The 22,909-nt window shown below is 54.6% G+C and carries 16 protein-coding genes; 7 read left to right on the forward strand and 9 right to left on the reverse strand.

Going from position 1 to position 22,909, the window contains the following annotated elements; genetic code table 11:
* Positions 1 to 28: 28 nt before the first annotated feature.
* Entirely contained in the window at positions 29 to 1,465 is a 1,437-nt protein-coding gene (gene katA / locus ACTJJ1_RS16820) for a catalase KatA (RefSeq protein WP_004947182.1), read from the reverse strand.
* Positions 1,466 to 1,800: 335 nt separating this feature from the next.
* Here katA and ACTJJ1_RS16825 point away from each other — a divergent pair, with 335 nt between their 5' ends.
* Complete coding sequence (locus ACTJJ1_RS16825) at positions 1,801 to 2,343, forward strand: YfaZ family outer membrane protein (RefSeq protein WP_004947179.1); 543 nt, start codon at positions 1,801 to 1,803, stop codon at positions 2,341 to 2,343.
* A 49-nt stretch (positions 2,344 to 2,392) separates the two neighbouring features.
* Here the strand turns inward: ACTJJ1_RS16825 and tyrP are convergent, their stop codons facing one another.
* The gene (tyrP, locus tag ACTJJ1_RS16830; RefSeq protein ID WP_004947176.1) at positions 2,393 to 3,601 is read right to left on the reverse strand and encodes a tyrosine transporter TyrP; all 1,209 of its coding nucleotides are present in this window, start codon (positions 3,599 to 3,601) and stop codon (positions 2,393 to 2,395) included.
* Between the two features lie 241 nt (positions 3,602 to 3,842).
* Here tyrP and ACTJJ1_RS16835 point away from each other — a divergent pair, with 241 nt between their 5' ends.
* Entirely contained in the window at positions 3,843 to 5,039 is a 1,197-nt protein-coding gene (locus tag ACTJJ1_RS16835; protein WP_440834561.1) for a nicotinamide mononucleotide deamidase-related protein YfaY, read from the forward strand.
* Positions 5,040 to 5,266: 227 nt separating this feature from the next.
* Positions 5,267 to 5,419 carry a Hok/Gef family protein gene (locus tag ACTJJ1_RS16840; RefSeq protein ID WP_013813865.1) on the forward strand — a complete coding sequence of 51 codons (153 nt, stop codon included), beginning with the start codon at positions 5,267 to 5,269 and terminating at the stop codon, positions 5,417 to 5,419.
* Positions 5,420 to 5,479: 60 nt separating this feature from the next.
* Here ACTJJ1_RS16840 and yfaE read toward each other — a convergent pair whose 3' ends face one another.
* The 4 genes from yfaE to ubiG all read right to left on the reverse strand — a co-directional run bounded on the left by yfaE (position 5,480) and on the right by ubiG (position 10,386).
* Positions 5,480 to 5,740: a class I ribonucleotide reductase maintenance protein YfaE gene (yfaE, locus tag ACTJJ1_RS16845; protein WP_004947170.1), complete on the reverse strand. Its 261-nt coding sequence runs from the start codon at positions 5,738 to 5,740 to the stop codon at positions 5,480 to 5,482.
* 3 nt (positions 5,741 to 5,743) lie between these two features.
* Complete coding sequence (nrdB, locus tag ACTJJ1_RS16850) at positions 5,744 to 6,874, reverse strand: class Ia ribonucleoside-diphosphate reductase subunit beta (protein WP_006317935.1); 1,131 nt, start codon at positions 6,872 to 6,874, stop codon at positions 5,744 to 5,746.
* Positions 6,875 to 6,942: 68 nt separating this feature from the next.
* Positions 6,943 to 9,231: a class 1a ribonucleoside-diphosphate reductase subunit alpha gene (gene nrdA, locus ACTJJ1_RS16855; protein WP_006326780.1), complete on the reverse strand. Its 2,289-nt coding sequence runs from the start codon at positions 9,229 to 9,231 to the stop codon at positions 6,943 to 6,945.
* A gap of 429 nt (positions 9,232 to 9,660) precedes the next feature.
* Positions 9,661 to 10,386, reverse strand: coding sequence for a bifunctional 2-polyprenyl-6-hydroxyphenol methylase/3-demethylubiquinol 3-O-methyltransferase UbiG (gene ubiG / locus ACTJJ1_RS16860; RefSeq protein WP_440834564.1), 726 nt, complete (start codon positions 10,384 to 10,386; stop codon positions 9,661 to 9,663).
* Between the two features lie 212 nt (positions 10,387 to 10,598).
* Here ubiG and gyrA point away from each other — a divergent pair, with 212 nt between their 5' ends.
* Both gyrA and rcsC read left to right on the forward strand, forming a co-directional pair.
* Positions 10,599 to 13,250, forward strand: a complete 2,652-nt coding sequence (gene gyrA, locus ACTJJ1_RS16865; protein ID WP_004947160.1) for a DNA topoisomerase (ATP-hydrolyzing) subunit A — start codon at positions 10,599 to 10,601, stop codon at positions 13,248 to 13,250.
* A gap of 169 nt (positions 13,251 to 13,419) precedes the next feature.
* Positions 13,420 to 16,290, forward strand: a complete 2,871-nt coding sequence (gene rcsC / locus ACTJJ1_RS16870; RefSeq protein ID WP_020439479.1) for a two-component system sensor histidine kinase RcsC — start codon at positions 13,420 to 13,422, stop codon at positions 16,288 to 16,290.
* Positions 16,291 to 16,343: 53 nt separating this feature from the next.
* Here rcsC and rcsB read toward each other — a convergent pair whose 3' ends face one another.
* From rcsB to ACTJJ1_RS16885, 3 genes are read right to left on the reverse strand one after another with little or no spacing between them, the layout of a single operon-like run.
* Positions 16,344 to 16,994, reverse strand: coding sequence for a response regulator transcription factor RcsB (gene rcsB, locus ACTJJ1_RS16875; protein WP_004947156.1), 651 nt, complete (start codon positions 16,992 to 16,994; stop codon positions 16,344 to 16,346).
* Positions 16,987 to 19,689 (reverse strand): phosphotransferase RcsD, encoded by a 2,703-nt coding sequence (rcsD, locus tag ACTJJ1_RS16880; protein WP_004947153.1) that lies wholly within the window; start codon positions 19,687 to 19,689, stop codon positions 16,987 to 16,989. Before rcsD ends, rcsB begins: the two co-directional genes overlap by 8 nt.
* 21 nt (positions 19,690 to 19,710) lie before the next feature.
* Positions 19,711 to 20,865, reverse strand: coding sequence for an MFS transporter (locus tag ACTJJ1_RS16885; RefSeq protein ID WP_004947152.1), 1,155 nt, complete (start codon positions 20,863 to 20,865; stop codon positions 19,711 to 19,713).
* Between the two features lie 423 nt (positions 20,866 to 21,288).
* On the opposite strand from ACTJJ1_RS16885, the gene ACTJJ1_RS16890 reads away from it, so the two are divergent.
* Positions 21,289 to 21,447: a hypothetical protein gene (locus tag ACTJJ1_RS16890; RefSeq protein WP_440834568.1), complete on the forward strand. Its 159-nt coding sequence runs from the start codon at positions 21,289 to 21,291 to the stop codon at positions 21,445 to 21,447.
* Between the two features lie 259 nt (positions 21,448 to 21,706).
* Complete coding sequence (locus tag ACTJJ1_RS16895) at positions 21,707 to 22,825, forward strand: porin OmpC (RefSeq protein ID WP_004947148.1); 1,119 nt, start codon at positions 21,707 to 21,709, stop codon at positions 22,823 to 22,825.
* The last annotated feature ends 84 nt before the right edge of the window (positions 22,826 to 22,909 follow it).

Consider the following 22,909-nt stretch of genomic DNA (forward strand, 5'->3'; position numbering starts at 1 on the left):
AGGCGGCCGTAGCAGCAAACAGGGCCGATTACTTCAAGCCAAGCGCACTGGCGACGCCGGCGCCGTAGTCCGGATGCACCTGGGTAAACAGATCGACCTGACGGCGTTGGATCTGTTCCGGCACTTGCGACAGTTCACCGGCGATACGGGTGAACATACGCTGGTGTTCTTCGGCACTCAGCAGGTTAAACAGCGCGCGCGGCTGGCTGAAATAATCCTTATCCTCGCGGTGATTCCAGTGATCGGCAGCACCTTCGATGCTCAACGGCGGTTCGCTGAAGTCCGGTTGCTCCTGGAACAGGCCGAAGCTGTTCGGTTCGTAGGTCGCCCCGTTGCCGCTGTTGCCGTCCACGCGCATCGCGCCGTCGCGGTGATAGTTGTGGAACGGGCATTTGGCGCCGTTAACCGGGATTTGGTGATGGTTAACGCCCAGGCGGTAACGGTGCGCATCCCCGTAAGAGAACAGGCGGCCTTGCAGCATTTTGTCCGGCGAGAAGCTGACGCCCGGAACCACGTTGGCCGGGTTCATCGCCACCTGTTCGACTTCTGAGAAATAGTTGTCCGGGTTGCGGTTCAGTTCGAAGAAGCCGACGTCGATCAGCGGGTAGTCGCCATGCGGCCATACTTTGGTCAGATCGAACGGGTTGTAGGGCGTCTGCGAGGCTTCGTGTTCAGGCATGATTTGAATTTGCAGCTTCCATCGCGGGAAATCACCGCGCTTGATTGCGTCGAACAGGTCGCGCTGCGAGCTTTCGCGATCTTTGGCGATGATCGCTTCCGCTTCGTCATCCATCAGGTTTTCAATGCCCTGTTCGCAGCGGAAGTGGAATTTCACCCAGAAACGCTCGTTATTGGCATTGATAAAGCTGAAGGTGTGGCTGCCGAAACCATGCATGTGGCGATAGGATTTCGGGATACCGCGATCGCTGAAATCGATGGTCAATTGGTGCAAAGATTCCGGCAGATGGGAGAAGAAATCCCATTTGTACACCGGGTTGCGCAGGTTGGTGTGCGGATCGCGTTTTACTACGTGGTTAAGATCGGGGAACTTCAGCGGATCGCGCAGATAGAAAACCGGCGTGTCGTTGCCTACCAGATCCCAGTTGCCTTCATCGGTGTAAAATTTCATGGCAAAACCGCGAATGTCGCGCTCGGCGTCTGCTGCGCCGCGTTCACCGGCTACGGTGGAGAAGCGGATGAACATGTCGGTTTGCTTGCCGATTTCAGCGAAGATTTTTGCGCGGGTGTATCGGGTAATATCATGGGTGACGGTGAAAGTGCCGTAGGCGCCGGAACCTTTGGCGTGCATGCGGCGCTCGGGGATCACTTCGCGGTCGAAATGGGCCAGTTTTTCCAGGAACCAGACGTCCTGCAGCAGCATCGGCCCGCGTTTTCCTGCGGTGATCACATTATTGTTATCGACAACCGGGGCACCGGCTGCGGTGGTCAATCCTTTCTTGCTCATCACTTGCTCCTTATCGTATTGCCATTGAGTTAAGACTCGGGCGGCTTAAGCGTTCATCATGATGGTTCTGCCGGGGGTTCTCTCCTGACGTTGATTAATGCCAATACTATTTGTAGTTCTATTAGGCGATGGCGGCAAATAGGTCTGAGTTATCGTTGGCGTCGTCAGCCTGAATTCGCCTTTCACTTGCAAAACTTTACAATTATCTGATATCCGAAGGTTTTTTTCGCCCTTATCCCTTAAAGACTCGTTGTGCTTTGGTATAGACTCGTGACCGTATTATTAAAGGTTGGCTCAAGCCATTCTGAACGGATAAAAAACGAGAGGGAAAAATGATGAAAAAAACTTTGGTCGCGTGCGCAGCCGGCATGCTGTTTGTGACCGGTACGGCGAGCGCTATCAGCCTGTCGGGCGAAGCCGGGCAGCATTACACCAACCTCGGCTTCGGCCAAGACACCGGTAGCACCGGATTGGGGTTAACGGGCAATTGGTCGCGCAGCGATCATGACGGCAACGTCGGTAGCCTGGGGCTGAATTTCGGCCTGCCGTTTGGGCCGTTGACCGCTACGGTGGGCGCCAAGGCCGTGTATTTGAGCCCGAAAGACGGCGACAGCGGTGGCGCTTTGGCGTTGGGCGGCGGCCTGGACTGGGCTATCAGCCGTTACTTTAGCCTGCACGGCGAAGGATATTTTGCACCGGATTCGCTGACCAGCGGTGTGAAAGCCTATAACGAAGCCAGCGGTGGCTTGCGTTGGAATATTTTCCGCCCGCTCAGCGTAGATGTGGGTTACCGCTACATACAGATGGAAGGGAAGGACGGGCGTCGTGACAACACGCTTGCCGATGGCCCGTACATCGGCGTTGGTCTGAGCTTCTAACCCAGCAAAAAGGGGGCCACGGCCCCCTTGTTTCAATGAAAGTCCGCTGTTACCCCACTGCCGGCAATAGGCCGCTGGCGATACCCAGTTGAATGGCAATCACCGTAACCCCGCAGACAAACACCAGCGCCAGCGCCGGCGTGCCGCCCCAGACGCGGTATTGCGCCTGATGCCGTTGACGCGTCTTCCAGACCAGCAATGACGGCAGCAACAGCGCCAGCACCGCCAACGCAATGGCGGCAAACCCCAGGGCCAGCACAAAACCGCGTGGATAGAACAGAGCGAACGCCAGCGGCGGCAGGAAAGTGATGGCCCCGGTTTGCAAACGGCCGCGCACATTGTTCTGGCGCTTGCATAAATCGGCCAGGAAATCGAACAGCCCGAGCGCCACGCCAAGGAAAGACGTAGCCAATGCCAGATCGGCAAACAGATGTACCGCCAACTCTACGTGCGGTGACGCCACCACGTCGCGTACCGCCTGCAACAGGCCGTTTAGCCCCGCTTGTTGCGCCAGAATGCCGACGAAGGTGGTAGAACTGATGGCGCCGAGCGTGGCCAATTGCCAGAAGATATAGGCCACCAGCGGAATGGCGCTGCCGATGATGAACACCCAGCGCAGCTTGCGGATGTTGCCGCCCATGTAGTTAACGATGCTGGGCACGCTGCCGTGGAAGCCAAATGAGGTGAAGATGACCGGGATGGCCGACAGTGCCAACCCCTGTTCCAGCGGCAATGTCATCAGATTGGTGCGATGAATGTTCGGCAGCATCAGGCCCAGCATGACGATCAGAAACACCACTTTAGCGCTGAACAATATGCGGTTAAACAGATCGACCGAATGGGTGCCGATGCAAACCACGCCGCCGGCCACCAGAGTAAACAGCAATACGCCGAGCGTGGTGGGGAAATCCTGTGAGGTCCATTGGCTGATGCTGGCTGCCAGCAATTCACCTGCACCGCTGATATAGGCGGCGGTCAGCGCGTACATCAGGAACATCATGCTGAAGCTGGTCAGCCATTGGCCGCCACCGCCGAGGTAACGTTTCGCCAGGGTACCCAGACCGGTATCCGCCTGTTCATGCTGATAAACCTCCACCAGCAACAACGCGGTGTAACACATCAAGAGCCACAGCCCGACCAGCAAGGCCAGCGTGACGCCGAAGCCTACGCCGGCCGCCGCCAGTGGCATCGCCAGCATCCCGGCACCAATGGTGGTGCCTGCCACGATAAAAACACTGCCCAGAGTGCGATTCTTCACTTTTTTCTCTACCAGCCAAAGATTTGGGAAAATTATAGATAACTAATTCTGAGTGCGGCAGGATAGTTGATTGACTATTTCGTGTCAAACATGCGTTACGGGTAGTGTTAAGTTATGTTTACATCAATGCGGCCGCTCGGCACCGCAAAAATGCCTTCAACAGAAATTAACCTGTGATGCATAGTGAAAACTTATTTACGGGCTTCTATAGTGGAATGACTGGAAAATAAGGGAGAGATCAATGTTAAGGGTGGAGATGCTCAGCACCGGCGATGAGGTGCTGCATGGGCAAATTATAGATACCAACGCCGCCTGGCTGGCAGATTATCTGTTCCAGCAGGGCATGCCGATGAGCGGCCGTGAAACGGTGGGGGACAGTCTCTCCTCTCTGATCGAAACGCTGCAGGAACGCAGCCATATCGCTGATGTTCTGATCGTTAACGGCGGGCTGGGGCCGACCAGCGACGATCTCAGCGCGCTGGCGGCGGCTACCGCCTGCGGCGTCGAGCTGGTTGAGCATGCTGAATGGATGGCGCGCATCGAGGCTTATTTTGCCGAGCGCGGCCGACCGATGGCGGCTTCAAACCGCAAACAGGCGCAGATCCCGGCCAACGCCGAAATGCTCGATAACCCGGTTGGCACCGCCTGCGGTTTTGCGCTCAAGCTGAACAAGTGCACGATGTTTTTCACTCCCGGCGTACCTTCCGAATTCAAAGTGATGGTCGAGCAGCAAATCGTTCCCCGCCTGCGCCAAGGTTTTTCCCTGCCGGCGCCGCCGCTGTGTCTGCGTTTAACCACCTTTGGCACCTCGGAAAGCGATCTGGCCGCCGAGCTGGACGGCATGCCGCTGCCGCCGGAAGTGGTGCTCGGCTACCGTTCTTCCAGCCCGATCATTGAACTGAAACTGACCGGCCCGGAGAGCCAGCGTGCTGCGATGGAACAGGCATGGGAGCGAGTGCGCCAGGTGGCGGGTGAAAACACCATTTTTGAAGGCACGATAGGCTTGCCGGCGGCGCTGGCGCAGCGGTTAACCCAACAAGGGTTGAAGCTGGCGCTGAGCGAACAGTTCAGCGCCGGGTTGATCAATCTGCAATTGCAGAGCGAAGGCGCACCGTTGGTCGGCGGCGAGCTGTTGCCGTCGCACTGTGTGGAAACCCTGGAAACCACGTTGGCTCGCGCCCGTTCGTTGGCAGAGCTGGCTGGGGCGCAATTGGCGCTGGCGGTCAGTGCGATGAGTGAGGATCGGGTAAGCGTTGCGTTGCACACGCCGAAGGGAGGAATTGGCCAAACGGTACGCTACCGGGCGGCGCGCCATGGTTTGCGCCTGCGACAGGAGTCGGTGGCGATGCTGGCGCTCGACATGCTGCGGCGCTGGCTCAACGGCGAACAGGTCTGCGGCAAGAACGGCTGGCTGGAGATCGTGGAGATTATCGAGTAAGGACTCGTTAGATTTAATGATATATCCCTTATTAATCATAATATTATAAGGGGTTATCTTGGTTGGGACAGGCTGTTACAATCGCTGCGGGTGCTTGAGACTGTTCGTCTTGAGCATTGTGTGGCAAGGCGGATAAGTGAAAGCCCCAAACTGACTCTCAATCAGAATGGGGCTGCCCTAACGCCTAGACACCGTTATGGTAGCCCCTTCACAGCAAGGAGGCAAGCATGCGGTTAAAGCATGTGTTTCACTCGTTAACTGTTGTATGTATTACTATTTTGTTATTTATCTGGATGATAAGAGACTCACTGTGTGAGTTGGCCATCTACCAGGAAAATATCACGATTTTGATCAGGTTAGCTTGTGAGGTGAAGCGGTAATCATCGGGCGGGGGAAAACCCCGCCTTCTGGTGACCAGGCGCGGTTTCAGGCACCCAACGTCAAATTTCCAGCTCGATGTCCGTCAGCGGCATGCAGCAGCAGGGCAGGATCTCCCCGTCATTGATAAACGCCAGCGGCTGTTGGTGATAGGCCACTTCGCCTTTTACCAATGTCAGGCGGCAGGCGCCGCAATAGCCGGAGCGGCATTGGTATTCTACCTGCACGTCGTGCAGTTCCAGTACGTCGAGCAGGCAGCTTTCACTTTTCGGGCAGGATAACTGCGTGCCTGTGGCACGCAGTGTGATGAGAGGTGATGCCATCGCTTACAGTTCGAAGTCGCTCAGGTCGTCGGCATGCACTTCCGAGTCGATCTGACCAACCAGATAAGAGCTGACTTCCACTTCCTGCGGCGCAACCTGAACGTTGTCGGACACCAGCCAGGCGTTGATCCACGGGATCGGGTTAGAGCGGGTTTCGAAAGGCAGGCCAAGGCCAACCGCTTGCATGCGGATATTGGTGATGTATTCCACATACTGGCACAGAATGTCTTTGTTCAGGCCGATCATCGAGCCGTCGCGGAACAGGTATTCCGCCCACTCTTTTTCCTGTTGGGCTGCCAGCACGAACAGATCGTAGCACTGCTGCTGACACTCAACGGCGATTTCCGCCATTTCCGGGTCATCGGCACCGGAACGCATCAGGTTCAGTATGTGCTGGGTACCGGTCAGGTGCAGCGCTTCGTCACGGGCGATCAGCTTGATGATTTTGGCGTTGCCTTCCATCAGTTCGCGTTCCGCAAAGGCGAACGAACAGGCGAAGCTGACGTAGAAGCGGATGGCTTCCAGCGCGTTCACGCTCATCAGGCAGATGTACAGCTGCTTTTTCAGCGCCCGCAGGTTAACGGTGACGGTTTTGCCGTTGACCTGATGAGTGCCTTCACCCAACAGGTGATAGTAGCCAGTCATCTCGATCAGATCGTCGTAATAGCCGGAAATGTCTTTCGCGCGCTTGAGGATCTCTTCGTTGGTAACGATGTCATCAAACACCAGTGCAGGATCGTTGACGATGTTACGAATGATGTGAGTATAAGAACGCGAGTGGATAGTCTCGGAGAATGACCAGGTTTCCACCCAGGTTTCCAGCTCCGGGATTGAGATCAGCGGCAGCAGGGCCACGTTCGGGCTACGGCCCTGGATGGAATCCAGCAGCGTTTGATACTTCAGGTTGCTGATGAAAATGTGCTTTTCATGTTCCGGTAGCGCCTGATAGTCGATACGGTCGCGGGACACGTCAACTTCTTCAGGACGCCAGAAGAAGGACAGCTGCTTCTCAATCAGTTTTTCGAAGATTTCATGTTTTTGCTGATCGAAACGCGCGACGTTAACCGACTGGCCGAAGAACATCGGCTCCAGCAGCTGGTTGTTTTTTTTCTGAGAAAATGTGGTGTAAGCCATAAGCCTGAATCCATCGTAACGTGGCTAAATGAAGGGGCCGGAAGAGTTCCGGCCCGCTGTGTCAAACATTAGATCTTGCAGGCGCCGCTTTCGCAGTCGTCGTCGCCGCCCTTGGCCGGCAACAAATCTTCCTGCACATCGTCCGCACCGTCACGGGTGTTCTGATAGTACAGCGTCTTGACGCCAAACTTGTAGGTGGTGAGCAGGTCTTTCAACAACTGCTTCATTGGCACCTTGCCGGCCGGGAAACGGCTTGGGTCATAGTTGGTGTTGGCAGAGATCGACTGGTCGATAAACTTCTGCATCAGACCAACCAGTTGCAGGTAACCGTCGTTGTTCGGCATTTCCCACAGCAGCTCGTACTCGTTTTTCAGACGCTCATACTCCGGAACCACCTGGCGCAAAATGCCGTCTTTCGACGCTTTGATGCTAATGTGGCCGCGCGGCGGCTCAATGCCATTGGTGGCGTTGGAAATCTGCGACGAGGTTTCCGAAGGCATCAGCGCAGACAGGGTGGAGTTGCGCAGGCCGGTTTCCTTGATCTCTTTACGCAGGGTTTCCCAGTCGTAATGCAGAGGTTCGTCGCAGATCACATCCAGATCTTTCTTGTAGGTGTCGATCGGCAAGATGCCCTGAGAATAGGTGGTTTCATTGAACCACGGGCAGGCGCCTTGTTCCTGAGCCAGACGGTTCGACGCCTTCAGCAGGTAATACTGGATGGCTTCGAAGGTTTTATGGGTCAGGCTGTTGGCGCTGCCGTCGGAGTAGCGCACACCGTTCTTCGCCAGATAGTAGGCATAGTTGATCACGCCGATGCCCAGAGTACGGCGGCCCATGGCGCCACGGTAAGCGGCTTTGATCGGATAGTCCTGGTAGTCCAGCAGGGCGTCAAGCGCGCGCACCGCCAGGGTAGCCAGCTCTTCGAGATCGTCCAGGCTTTCGATGGCACCCAGGTTAAAGGCGGACAGCGTACACAGCGCGATTTCGCCGTTTTCGTCGTTGACGTCATCCAGCGGCTTGGTCGGCAGGGCGATTTCCAGGCACAGGTTGGACTGACGCACTGGTGCGATCTGCGGATCAAACGGGCTGTGGGTGTTGCAATGGTCAACGTTCTGGATGTAGATACGGCCGGTAGAAGCGCGTTCTTGCATCATCAGCGAGAACAGTTCGACCGCTTTCACGCGTTTCTGGCGAATGCTGTCGTCTTTTTCGTACAGGGTGTACAGACGTTCGAATTCGTCCTGATTGGCGAAGAACGCGTCATACAGGCCCGGCACGTCAGACGGGCTGAACAGGGTGATGTCTTCGCCCTTGATCAGACGCTGGTACATCAGGCGGTTCAACTGCACGCCGTAGTCCATGTGACGTACGCGGTTGCCTTCAACGCCACGGTTGTTCTTCAGCACCAGCAGGCTTTCCACTTCCAGATGCCACATTGGGTAGAACAAGGTGGCTGCACCGCCACGCACGCCGCCCTGAGAACAGGATTTCACCGCGGTCTGGAAGTGTTTGTAGAACGGGATACAGCCGGTATGGAAAGCTTCGCCCCCACGGATCGGGCTGCCCAGCGCACGGATGCGGCCGGCGTTGATGCCGATACCGGCGCGTTGCGAAACGTATTTCACAATGGCGCTGGAGGTGGCGTTGATGGAATCCAGGCTGTCGCCGCACTCGATCAGCACGCAAGAGCTGAACTGGCGGGTTGGGGTGCGTACGCCGGACATGATTGGCGTAGGCAGCGAAATCTTGAAGGTGGAGATCGCGTCGTAGAAACGTTTAACGTAGTCCAGACGGGTTTCGCGCGGATAGTTGGAGAACAGGCACGCGGCGACCAGGATATACAGGAACTGGGCGCTCTCGTAGATCTCGCCGCTGACGCGGTTCTGCACCAGATACTTCCCTTCCAGCTGTTTGACGGCCGCGTAGGAGAAGTTCATATCACGCCAGTGATCGATAAAGGAGTCCATCTGCTCGAACTCTTCAGAGCTGTAGTCTTCCAGCAGATGCTTATCGTACTTGCCCATTTCTACCATGCGCGTCACGTGAGCGAGCAGCTTTGGCGGCTCGAACTGGCCGTAAGCTTTCTTGCGCAGGTGGAAGATGGCCAGACGTGCCGCCAGGTACTGATAATCCGGCGCGTCGCGCGAAATCAGGTCGGCTGCAGCTTTGATAATGGTTTCATGAATATCGGCGGTTTTGATGCCGTCATAAAACTGAATATGGGAACGCAACTCTACTTGAGATACCGAGACGTTATTTAAACCTTCTGCGGCCCAGTCGATGACCCGGTGGATTTTGTCGAGGTTGATGCGCTCTTTACGGCCATCGCGTTTAGTTACAAGCAGACTTTGGTTCATGTGGTTGTCCGTATGATTCCCCCAAGCAGAAGTGTAGTCGCTCTGCTCAGTATGTAAACACTACATATAGGGGTTGTATGTCGGTGAGGTAACAAGATAGTGAGAAAACAGGGCGTTTGCAAGTGAACAAAACCGGCCTATTTTGTGGATAACTTGGGGGTGAAATTTGGCTTCCGGCCGTGAGTGCGCGCTGTGACTGGTGCGACGAGCTTGTCAATAAGCGTGATAAGAATTTCCTTAGATTCACAAAAATGTGATCGTTTGCCGCTTTATTAAACGTTAGAAAAAAACGTGATATTGATCTGATTTAATATTCTTAAAAACTGTTTACAACGGCGATTTTGATCGAAATCGCGAAAATAGGGCGTTTATCCTGATTGAGATGCGCACCGGATCCGGCGGAGCCAGTCCCGGTGCGGGCTGAGATACTTACCCTTCGTGCTGAGTATGTACCATATAGTTCACATCAACGTTGCGGCCAAGCTTGAAATGGTCAGTGACAGGATTGTAATGCAGGCCAATCATGTGTTTTTCGCGCAGCGGGGTGCCGTCGACCCAGCCGATCAGTTCGGAAGGGCGGATGAACTTCTTGTGATCATGGGTGCCCTGCGGGACCATCTTCAGAATATATTCTGCCCCAATCACCGCCATCAACCAGGCTTTGGTGTTGCGGTTAATGGTGGAAAAGAACACATGGCCGCCCGGTTTCACCAGGTGAGCGCAGGCGCGTACCACCGAGGCCGGATCGGGAACGTGCTCCAGCATTTCCATGCAGGTCACCACGTCATACCGTTGCGGGTTGGCCTGTGCGTGGCTCTCCACCGTTTCTTGCACATAAGTGACGTCTACGCCGCTTTCCAGTGCATGCAGTCGGGCCACTTGCAGCGGCTCTGCGCCCATGTCCAGCCCGGTCACCCGCGCGCCTTCAAGCGCCATGCTTTCCGCCAAAATGCCGCCACCGCAGCCCACGTCGAGCACCGTTTTGCCAAAAATGCCGCCGGCACGCTGCAGGATATAATTCAAGCGCAGCGGGTTGATGCGGTGCAACGGTTTGAATTCACCTTCCAAATCCCACCAGCGTGAGGCCACTGCCTCGAACTTGGCGATTTCCTGATGGTCAACGTTTTGCGTTTGGTTGGATGATTCTGCATTCATGGGCGTGTTTGGCTCCTTGTTCTCGTTGCGCGGATTATACATGTATCGGCGCAGCGTCGCCTGCGCCGATACATTTTTACCGCACATATATGCACAATTTCAGCGAAACAGCGGCGGTTATTTTCCCGTAAAGCGTGCTTTGTGATATAGTTTTACACCTTTGCCACTATGGCAGCGGGCAGATGAATCATTAGTAGAGGGATAGCAGCTCCATGAGCGACCTTGCCAGAGAAATCACACCGGTAAACATCGAAGACGAGTTAAAAAACTCGTATCTGGATTACGCGATGTCCGTCATTGTCGGACGTGCGCTGCCAGATGTTCGTGATGGACTGAAGCCGGTGCACCGCCGCGTTCTGTTCGCGATGAGTGTATTGGGTAACGACTGGAATAAACCATACAAGAAATCGGCCCGTGTCGTCGGGGACGTGATCGGTAAATACCACCCACACGGTGACAGCGCGGTATACGACACCATCGTGCGTATGGCTCAGCCGTTTTCACTGCGCTATATGCTGGTGGACGGTCAGGGTAACTTCGGCTCCGTCGACGGCGACTCCGCCGCGGCGATGCGTTATACCGAAGTACGCATGTCCAAAATTGCTCACGAATTGCTGGCGGATCTGGAAAAGGAAACCGTCGACTTCGTGCCTAACTATGATGGCACCGAGCAGATCCCGGCCGTCATGCCAACCAAGATCCCGAACCTGCTGGTTAACGGCTCGTCGGGCATCGCTGTGGGCATGGCCACCAACATTCCGCCGCATAACCTGTCTGAGGTTATCAACGGCTGCCTGGCTTACATCGATGATGAAAACATCAGCATCGAAGGCCTGATGGAACACATCCCGGGGCCGGACTTCCCGACGGCGGCGATCATCAACGGTCGCCGTGGCATCGAAGAAGCCTACCGTACCGGGCGCGGTAAAATCTACCTGCGCGCTCGTGCCGAAGTAGAAACCGACGCCAAAACCGGCCGCGAAACCATTATTGTTCACGAAATCCCGTATCAGGTGAACAAAGCGCGTCTGATCGAGAAGATCGCCGAGCTGGTAAAAGAAAAACGCGTGGAAGGCATCAGCGCGCTGCGTGACGAGTCCGACAAAGACGGCATGCGCATCGTGGTTGAAATCAAACGCGACGCGGTCGGCGAAGTGGTACTGAACAATCTGTATTCGCTGACTCAGCTGCAGGTCACTTTCGGCATCAACATGGTGGCATTGCATCAGGGCCAGCCAAAACTGCTGAACCTGAAAGACATTCTACAGGCGTTTGTCCGTCATCGCCGTGAAGTGGTGACCCGCCGTACCATCTTCGAACTGCGTAAAGCCCGTGACCGCGCCCATATTCTGGAAGCGTTGGCCATCGCGCTGGCGAACATCGATCCGATCATTGAACTGATCCGTCGTGCGCCGACCCCTGCGGAAGCTAAAGCCGGGTTGGTTGCTCAAGCCTGGGATCTGGGCAATGTGGGCGCGATGCTGGAACGTGCCGGTGACGACGCGGCCCGCCCTGAGTGGCTGGAGCCGGAGTTTGGCATCCGTGACGGCAAATACTACCTGACCGAGCAACAGGCTCAGGCGATTTTGGATCTGCGTCTGCAGAAACTGACCGGCCTGGAGCATGAAAAGCTGCTGGACGAGTATAAAGAGCTGCTGACTTTCATCGCTGAGCTGATCTTTATTCTGGAAAACCCCGATCGTCTGATGGAAGTGATCCGCGAAGAACTGGTGGCAGTCAAAGAGCTGTACAACGACGGCCGTCGCACCGAGATCACCGCCAACACCTCAGATATCAATATCGAAGACCTGATCAACCAGGAAGACGTGGTCGTTACGCTGTCGCACCAGGGCTATGTGAAATATCAGCCGCTGAGCGACTATGAAGCGCAACGCCGTGGCGGTAAAGGCAAGTCAGCCGCGCGTATTAAAGAAGAAGACTTTATCGATCGTCTGTTGGTGGCCAACACCCACGATACGATCCTGTGCTTCTCCAGCCGTGGCCGCCTGTACTGGATGAAGGTGTATCAGTTGCCTGAAGCCAGCCGTGGCGCACGCGGTCGTCCAATCGTCAACTTGCTGCCGCTGGAAGCCAATGAGCGTATCACCGCCATTCTGCCGGTGCGCGAGTATGAAGAAGGGCGTCACGTGTTTATGGCAACCGCCAGCGGCACCGTGAAGAAAACCGCTTTGACCGAGTTCAGTCGTCCGCGCAGCGCCGGCATCATCGCAGTCAACCTCAATGAGGGCGATGAGCTGATTGGTGTTGACCTGACCGACGGCAGCAACGAAGTCATGCTGTTCTCCGCCAACGGTAAAGTGGTGCGCTTCCCGGAAACGCAGGTGCGTTCAATGGGCCGTACCGCTACCGGCGTTCGCGGTATCAACCTGGGTGAAGGCGATGGCGTCATTTCCCTGATCGTTCCGCGCGGTGAAGGCGATATCCTGACCGTGACCCAGAATGGCTACGGCAAACGAACCGCAGTCACCGAATACCCGACCAAGTCGCGCGCTACCCAAGGGGTAATCTCCATCAAGGTGAGCGAGCGTAATGGTCAGGTTGTCGGCGCGGTGCAGGTGGAAACCACCGATCAGATCATGATGATCACCGATGCCGGTACGTTGGTGCGTACCCGCGTGTCGGAAGTCAGCGTGGTCGGCCGTAATACCCAGGGTGTTACGTTGATCCGTACTGCGGAAGACGAGAACGTCGTCGGTCTGCAGCGCGTTGCCGAGCCGGTGGAAGACGAAGAGTTGGACAGCCTTGAGCCGGGTGCGGAAGAAGCGGAAGAAGACGCCGCACCGCTGGACGACGCAGACGATGATTCTGAAGCCGCAGATGATGCGGAAGACGACAACGCCTAAGCGGTAGGGGGCAGCGCTATGCTGACCCCTGATCGTACAGATGCAAACAGGGCCTGGCAGCGATGCTAGGCCCTTTTTCAGTTCTATGGTTTAATTGCCGTGCCAAAATCAGCGATCCCGACCCTGAGGCGAATGCGCTGGCCGCCACTTAATTTTTCATGGTATCCGATTGAAATATTTAGCTTCTTTTCGCACCACGTTAAAAATATCCCGCTATCTGTTCCGGGTGTTGGCGATTATGCTGTGGTCGCTGGGCGCGCTGCTCACAACCTTCTATATCCTGAATATCCTGAACGACAAAGAGACGGACATCCGGCAAGAATACAGCCTGGATTTCGATCAGGCGCAGGGCTATATCCGTCATTCTGCCGATATTATCCGCGATATCAAATATATGGCGGAAAATCGCCTTAACGGCTCGGTCAGCAGTCTGGACATGTTCGGTGGGATATTTTCCGCCAAGAACAGCACGCCGGAGTTTCTTCCGCTGTATCCGGAATCCAACTGTTCGCTTAACACCACTTACCGCAGTTCGCTCAATTCGCTAAGCGGGCTGATCCAGTATTGGAAAGAGAATTTCGTCGCGGCCTACGATCTCAACCGGGTTTTTTTCATCGGCGGCGATAGCCTGTGCATGGCGGAGTTCGGTGGCGGCAATGCCGTGCCTAATCGCGAGAACGTGCTGAAATCGTTGCATGAGCGCATCCTTAAATACCGCAACGCCAAAAATCAGGATAAAGATAATAACCTGTACTGGATCAGCCCAAGCCAGCAGCGGCCGGATGTCGGCTATCTGTATGTGCTGACGCCAATCTATATTGGCAACAAGCTGGAGGCTCTGCTGGGCATAGAGCAGACCATTCGCCTGGAAGATTTCGTCACTGCAGGCAACTTGCCGATTGGCGTGACCCTACTGGATGAGAATAACGAACCGATATTGCGTCTGGCGGAAGGGGAACGTGCTGCCGCGACGCTCGATAGCTACCCGGATGCGCATACCTATTTTGGTTATGACGATAATTACCGCCATCTGATTATGAAGAAGGTGCTCCAGCCTTCGTCGCTCAGCATTGTTTATGCCTTGCCGGTAAAGAGCGTGGTCGAGCGTTTCAAGATGCTGATCCTCAATGCGTTGCTGCTGAACCTGTTGTCGGCCATTGTGTTGTTCACCCTGGCCTGGCTGTTTGAACGTAAAATGTTCCTGCCGGCGGAGAATAACGCCTTCAGGCTGGAAGAACATGAACAGTTCAACCGCAAGATCGTCGCCTCGGCGCCGGTGGGGATCCTGATTCTGCGCATCAGCGACGGCACCAATATTCTGAGCAATGAGTTGGCGCATAACTACATCAATTTGCTGACCCACGAAGACCGTGACCGCATTACGCGCATTATCTGCGAACAGCAGGTGAATTTTGTCGATGTGTTGACCAGCAATAACAATAATCTGCAAATCAGCTTCGTTCATTCCCGCTACCGTAACGAGGATGTGGCGATCTGCGTGCTGGTAGACGTCAGCGCCCGCGTAAAAATGGAGGAGTCGCTGCAGGAGATGGCGGCGGCGGCGGAACAGGCCAGTCAGTCCAAGTCGATGTTCCTGGCGACCGTCAGTCACGAACTGCGCACCCCGTTATACGGCATTATCGGTAACCTCGATTTACTGCAAACCAAGGCGTTGCCGCAGGGCGTTGACCGTCTGGTCAATGCGATGAACAACTCGTCCGGGCTGCTGTTGAAGATCATCAGCGACATTCTGGACTTCTCCAAAATTGAATCCGAGCAGTTGAAAATTGAGCCGCGCGAGTTTTCCTGCCTGGAGGTGATCACCCACATCGCAGGCAACTATTTGCCGCTGGTGGTGAAGAAGCGGCTGGGGCTGTACTGTTTTATCGAACAAAACGTGCCGGAGCGTATTTCCGGCGATCCCGTGCGGTTGCAGCAGGTTTTGTCCAACCTGTTAAACAACGCGATTAAGTTTACCGACACCGGCTGCATCATCTTGCAAGTCTGCACGCGCAGCAGTTATCTGGAGTTCAGCGTTCGCGATACCGGCGTCGGGATTCCGGAAAAAGAGATTACCCGTTTGTTTGACCCTTTCTTCCAGGTGGGCAGCGGTGTGCAGCGCCATTTCCAGGGGACCGGGTTGGGGCTGGCGATTTGTGAAAAACTGATCAATATGATGGATGGCGATATCGCCGTTGAATCAGAGCCGGGGTTGGGAAGCCTGTTTACCATACGTATCCCGCTGTTTAACGCCCAATTCCCGATCCCGCAGGCCAGTGATACCTGGCAAGGCAAAACCCTGTGGCTGAGCATTCGCAATCAGCGGCTGGAAAGCTATCTGATGGAGATCCTTGGCGGTTATGGCGCTACGGTGCTGCGCCATCAGGGGCAGGACACCGCCGCAGGGGAGGTGATGCTCAGCGACTATCCGCTGATGGTCAATACGCCGCTGCTGGCGCAGATCCAGTTTTCCATCGAGCACATTGGCCCGTCGCAGGAAACCCGGCCGGGTTACTGGATGCATAGCACCTCAACGCCGCGCGAAACCTTGGCGTTGCTCAATCGGCTGTTTGGCACCAGCACTGAAAGCGGCAGCACCCTGATGCAATTGCCGTTACCGGTCAAAGCCAGCACGGTGGACAACGGCGATATTCATCTGTTGGTGGTGGATGATCATCCAATTAACCGTCGGTTGCTTTCCGACCAGCTCGGCTCACTGGGTTATCAGGTGGTTACCGCCAACGATGGGCTCGATGCACTCGACGTGTTGAATCGCAATACCGTCGATATTGTGCTGACCGACGTCAACATGCCAAATATGGACGGCTATCATCTGACCCAGCGCCTGCGCCAGCAGCACTTTACCTCTCCGGTGATTGGCGTGACGGCGAATGCTCTGGCGGAGGAGAAACAGCGCTGCATGGAGGCGGGAATGGATAACTGCCTGTCGAAACCGGTCACGCTGGAAACCCTGGAACAGACATTGGCGTACTACAGCCAGCAGGTGCGCCGCCTGCGCGCCGAGTCGGGGGATGCCTAGAAAGCAAAAGGGCGCGGCATACCATGCCGCGCCCTCGGTTAACCGTGAAGGTTTTACTCTTTATCCAGCGGCGCCATGCTGACGGATGAGAGGTAGTTGAGCAGCGCGATATCGTTCTCGACACCCAGCTTCATCATGGCCGATTTCTTCTGGCTGCTGATGGTTTTGATGCTGCGGTTGAGCTTCTTGGCGATCTCGGTCACCAGGAAACCTTCGGCGAACAGGCGCAAAACTTCGCTCTCCTTCGGTGACAGACGCTTATCGCCGTAGCCGCTGGCGCTGATTCTCTCCAGCAGTTTGGAGACGCTTTCCGGCGTGAATTTTTTGCCTTTTTGCAACGCGGCCAGCGCTTTCGGCAGGTCGGTTGGCGCACCCTGTTTCAACACGATGCCTTCGATGTCCAGATCCAACACGGCGCTCAAAATTGCCGGGTTGTTGTTCATGGTCAGAACGATGATCGACAATTGCGGATAATGACGTTTGATGTATTTGATCAGCGTGATGCCGTCGCCATATTTATCACCTGGCATCGAAAGGTCGGTGATCAGTACGTTAGCGTCCAGTTTGGACAGATTGTTGATCAGCGCTGTCGAGTCTTCAAACTCCCCAACGACATTCACCCATTCAATTTGCTCAAGTGACTTCCGGATGCCAAACAGTACGATAGGATGGTCATCAGCAATAATTACGTTCAGGTTATTCATGTTGTTGGCTACCTTGCTGCAGCAGTCTACTGACGAAAAAATCAATCTGACTGATGTTATTCTCGATCTTGAGCGCATCACCGTCTGCGATGTGCTGTTCTAACGATTCACACAGTTGCTTGCCGGGAAGCAGATTTAACATGGCAAACACGCCTTTCAGGCGGTGTGCTGTCTGTGACAGAGCATTGAAATCACTGCTGCCCGCCTCAGTATACAGTTTTTTGACATCGTCGGGTACTGTATCAACGAATAGGCCATAGTAATCACTTGATTTCAATTGTTTTTCATAGAGTTGGATGTCATCGGCGGTCAGCGATAGCGCGATTTCCTCCTGTTCCAGCGCGGCCATTTGCTGTTCGATCAGCATCAGTACGGCGTCTATCATTGCGCCACTCAGGTTATAGTTTACCCGAATATAACGCTTTTCAAGCTGTTGCCACCCGGCCTCATCGCTGGCCAGCAGCAGGGTATAGTCGTCGGCCCTTTGCGGATTATCGGTCAGCAGCACGTCGTAGTCGCGATTGACCTGGCGGTCGTCGGCAATGATGCAGCTCGCGCCATAGGCATGCAGCAAGGTAGTGACGATACCGCGCACCTCTTCGGACGTGATGTCCAGCAGCGCGGTCACGCCGTCGAGCAGTTTCTCCTGCGCTTCGGTGTCCTTTTTCTCCATTTCCATCGGCACGCGGATGGTATAGCGAGTCCCGATGTCTACCTTGCTGCGGATGTCCAACTGTCCGTTGAGTTTTTTGCACAGCTGGTTGCACAGGAAGAAGGTGAGGCCAGAACCATGATTAAAGCGATCCACCAACGTTTGGCTGAGGAACGGATAGTTCAGGTTGCTGATTTCTTCGTTGGAAATGCCAGAACCTGTGTCATTGATATGGAATATCAGGCGATCCTGGTGTTCCGGCTCATGGTCGATCACCAGCGAAATCTTGCCGCAAGCGGTAGTGATGATGGCGTAATGGACCAGCAGTGAGATCACTTTGCGCAGCGCGTTGGCGTCGCCGATATAGTGCTGTTCGACGTCAAGATTGACATGGTTGAACAACGACAGACCTTTTTGATTGATGGCCGGCAAGGCTTCCAGCAGCAGCTCATCTATCAGAGCTGCAGGGTTGAAAGGCTGGCGCGAAGGCTGCCAGTCCTGGGTTTCCAGGCGGGTAAGCAAGGTGATGTTCTCGATCAACCCCAACACCGATGCCGATTCCTCGACCAATTGGTTCAGCAGCGTCTGTTGCTGTTCCTCATCCGGCTGGGTACGCAGGCGATCGGCCAGATCGTGCATTTGGCGCACCGGTTGGTTCAGTTCGATACCCAGGTTATGCAGCATCAGTTTACGCGCCTGCACGTTTTTATCGTATTCGCGGCGGGCCTGCTGCAGCCTTTTATTCACCATCACTTCCTTGTCCTGATCGTTGAGCAGGAACAGGTAAGTTTCCGGCGATAGCTGGCTGCGGAAGATGCGAATTTCGTACACCTCATTGTTGACCGTTGCCTGAATGACGCCGTGATGTTGCTCGGCCATATGGGCGATTTTTTGCAGGCTGAGGTGGGGCAGCAGATGTTGGGCAATTTTATTGCTGGCGATCACCGTATTGCTGGCGAAGCTGTACACCAGCAGGCCGGAAGGCAGGCTGGCAATGATTTCCTGATTCAGCGCGCGTTCGGCTTCCAGTTCAACCGCCATGCTTTCGCTCGGCCGGATGTACTGGCGGCGAATAGAGTAAATGCCGATCATCGACAGCACCAACAGCAGCAGATTGATGGCGACCAACCACACATTGTTACGCAGCAGGTCAATCGCCAGGTTCAGGGCCGATACGCGGTAAACCACTTTCAGGGGCGCATTCGGCAGCGGAGCGCTGAACTCCACCCAACTGGAGGTCAAGGATACGCTGGCGTTGGTGGCCGTTTCCACCGGCAGAGTGTTGTCATCCAAATCGGTTTCATCAGGCAGCAGCATAAAGTTGGAACGCGCCATATTGATTGGAATGATGTCGTTAATCGGCAGATCGAAAGCAATGACCGTAGCCAGGTGCCCCGGCTGATTAAAAGTGGTGCGGATTGAAAATGAGTAGGCGTTTTGGAAGCGCTGTTTGCGCAAGCTGGAGAAACTTTCCCGTTCGTCGAGCATGTTGGCCTGTTGCAGCATTTCTGCCCGACGATCCTCCGCCGACGACGTCAGGTAGCTTTCCCTGAAGCGTGAGGCCAGCTCTTTCAGCGGTTGAGTGGTGATCAGGCTCAGGCTGTTATCCTGGCCATTAAGATAATACATGGCGTAGCTTTCAGATTTGGCGCCCCAACGGGTATCCAGGTAATCCGAAATTCTGGCGATCATGGCCAGCGTGCTGTCGTCGTGGCTGCCAAAAATCACCGCATCGGTTTTTTTGTGCGGTTTCTCTACATAATAGACGTCCGGGCGTAGCCGGGTTTCCTGCAAGCTGGGATCGGGACTTAAAGAAGAGACCGTGCCGAACTTATCGTAGATCTGGTAGGTGATATAGCGATAGTTGTCTACGCGCTTTTGCAGGCCGTTGGCGATGCTGTTCAGCGCGTACTTTTTCTCCGCCAGCCAGGCGTTGGTGTAGTTGTAGCCATACAGGCCGATGGCAATCGTCAGCAGGACGGTAAATAACAGGAAGAAGCGGGTAATATTGCTTGAGCTAATCGTCAGTTGTTTGTTTTGCATAGTTGACTGCACATTCCTGAATCAACGGGTTACGGCTCTGGCGCTGGCGGTAACCGCCAGGAGTAATACGGCGACGCAGGCAAAAGCCACCGTCAGGTTGAAGAACTGGGCGATGAAGCCAATCAGCGCCGGCCCGGCGAGAATGCCGGCATAGCCTACGGTGGTCACTGAAGCGATGGCCAGGTTTGCCGGCATATCATGTTGGTTGCCCGCCGCGCTGAACAGGATCGGCACCACGTTGGAAGCGCCCAATCCAACCAGCATAAAGCCAACCAGCGAAATCATCGCGTTGTTGAAGACAATCGCCAGGCTCAGGCCAATGGCCGCGCAGAGGCTGCCGAGCAACAGTACCTTATACCTGCCCAGGGAGTTCACCACGCGATCGCCATTCAGCCTGCCGATGGTCATGGCAATGGAAAACAGCGCGTAGCCTAAACCGGCCTGGCTGCTCGCGACGCCGCGCAGGGTGGTGAGGAACAGGGCGCTCCAGTCGAGCATTGAACCTTCCGCCAGGAACATGATAAAGCACAGGATGCCGATAAACATCACCCAGCCGCGCGGCAACACGAACAGGGGCCCACCTTCTTCGCCACCGCTCTCGCGCAGTAAATTGCGACTGGCGAGCGTCAGCAGGGCTGCAATGGTCAGTACGATCATCAGCGTTGCCAACAAGGGCGACAGTCCGAGCCACAACACCACGCTGACACCGCCGGCACCGGCTATGCCGCCGACGCTGAAGAAACCGTGAAAGCCGGACATCATCGCCTTGCCGCTGGCACGCTCGACCACCACGGCCTGCACATTCATCGCTACGTCGATCATGCCGATAGCTGCGCCAAACAGCAACAAGGCCAGCGCCATGCCGCCGGTGCTGTCCATCAGCGCCAGCAAGGGTAAATCAATGCACAATGCCAGGCCGGCGAGCAGGATCACCGGTCGGCAACCCAACCTACCGGTCAGATAGCCGGTCAGCGGCATGGCCAGCATGGAACCGGCGCCGATGCAAAGCAGCAGCAAACCCAGCGACCCATCATCAATACCGATACGTGCTTTGGCAAAGGGCACTAGTGGCGCCCAGGCGGCCATGCCGAAACCGGCGACAAAAAAGGCCAGGCGCGTGGCAATCTGTGCCGGGACACCGGGTTTTTGCTGTTCATTGCACAGGGTAGAAGTCATGTGGGCATCAGAATCTGTTATGGAAGTGCTGATTGAAAGTAATGGACTGTTTTTATCACAATCCGCGATCCGGGTCGAAAGGATTCGCGCCGCCGTCGGGGGGTATCGGCCGGGGCGAGGGGGCAGCTATAGCGTTTCATCGGATTGAAATATCTTCGACCGTCTTCTTGTTGCAGGGCATTTTTTACCGTCTGGTAGACAGATAGGTTGAGCGTAGGTCGTGCTGAAAAAAACGCCATTTAAAGCAATCGAATACTTTTTAAATAATGCGATTAAACTGCAGTCAATGAGAAATGTTAGCGATTTGTGCTGAAGTTAATTAGGGTAATGATATCGATGGGTTATTATTTCTTGGCAAAAAATGCGATTGAAGGAGGGTGTCGGTGCATCAAGAAATAAAAAACCGGCCAGAAGCCGGTCGAAATGGATAAAAATTATCGTATAGATAATGAAGGTAATAATGAAAATAATGATGATAGCGGCGCAATTATAGCGCCAGTTGGATGGGATGCTTTTGGCACAATGTGCTTATTGATGATCACTTTTGTATGGCTATCTTTTTTTTCTTATATTTTTGTATAACCACATGATTTTGTATTAATTAATGTATTTTTTATCATTACGTGCTGTATTTGTTTTGTCTGTAATGTTTTGTGGAAGTTCGCGCATATTTACATTTTGAATCATTTGTTAATTACAATGAAACACTATTGGGTACTTGGTATCATTTTCTTTCTGGATTAATATAACCCCTGTTACCAGAATGGTAATGCACAGTCGTGCTAATAATGCTCAGAAGGGCAGTGGCCATAGCTCGACATAATTAATGAGGATAATAACGATGAAACTTCGAGTACTCTCTCTGATAGTACCCGCCCTGCTGGTTGCAGGCACTGCAGGCGCGGCGGAAATTTACAACAAAGACGGAAATAAACTGGATTTGTTCGGTAAAATCGATGGTCTTCACTATTTCTCCGACAACAAGAATTCCGACGGCGACCAGTCTTATATGCGTTTTGGTCTGCGCGGCGAAACCCAAATCAGCGATCAACTGACCGGTTATGGCGAGTGGGAATATCAGGCGAACCTCAATCGTGCGGAAAGTGAAGATAACAATAACTTTACCCGTGTCGGTTTCGCCGGTCTGAAATTTGGCGACTACGGCTCGCTGGATTACGGCCGTAATTACGGCGTACTGTATGACATCGGTGCATGGACCGACGTTCTGCCGGAGTTCGGCGGTGACACTTACGGGGCAGATAACTTCATGTTCCAGCGCACCAACGGCGTGCTGACCTACCGTAATACCGGCTTCTTCGGCCTGGTCGATGGCCTGAACTTTGCCCTGCAATATCAGGGTAAAAATGACAGCGCGACCGAATCCAATAACGGCCGCGACGTGCTGGCGCAGAACGGTGACGGTTATGGCATGTCTGCGTCCTACGATCTGGGCTATGGCATCAGCGCTGCAGCCGCTTACTTCTCTTCCGATCGTACGAACGACCAAAATGGTGTCAACGGCAACTACAGCAATATTCTCGGCCGTGGCGATAAAGCCGAAGCCTACAGCGGCGGTCTGAAATATGACGCCAACAACGTTTACCTGGCGGCGATGTACACCCAGTCTTACAACGCTACCCGTTTCGGCAGCAGTGACAGCACTGTTTACGGCTACGCCAACAAAGCGCAAAACGTCGAAGTTGTTGCACAGTACCAGTTTGACTTTGGCCTGCGTCCGTCCGTGGCTTACCTCCAGTCGCGAGGCAAGGACATCGACCGAGGTTACGGCGATCAGGATTTGATGAAGTATGTTGACGTGGGTGCGACTTACTACTTCAACAAAAACATGTCCACCTACGTTGATTACAAAATCAACCTTCTGGATGAAAACAATTTCACCAAAGCTGCCGGCATCAACACCGACAACGTGGTTGCCTTGGGTCTGGTTTACCAGTTCTAAGCAACAAAGTGTGAAGGTGACCACGCGGCCTTCGGGTCGCGTTTTTTTTGCCTGCGATTAGGCACAAATGGATATTTGCCCGGC

The organism is Serratia sp. 22264, from assembly GCF_052045345.1.
Lineage (GTDB): Bacteria > Pseudomonadota > Gammaproteobacteria > Enterobacterales > Enterobacteriaceae > Serratia > Serratia plymuthica.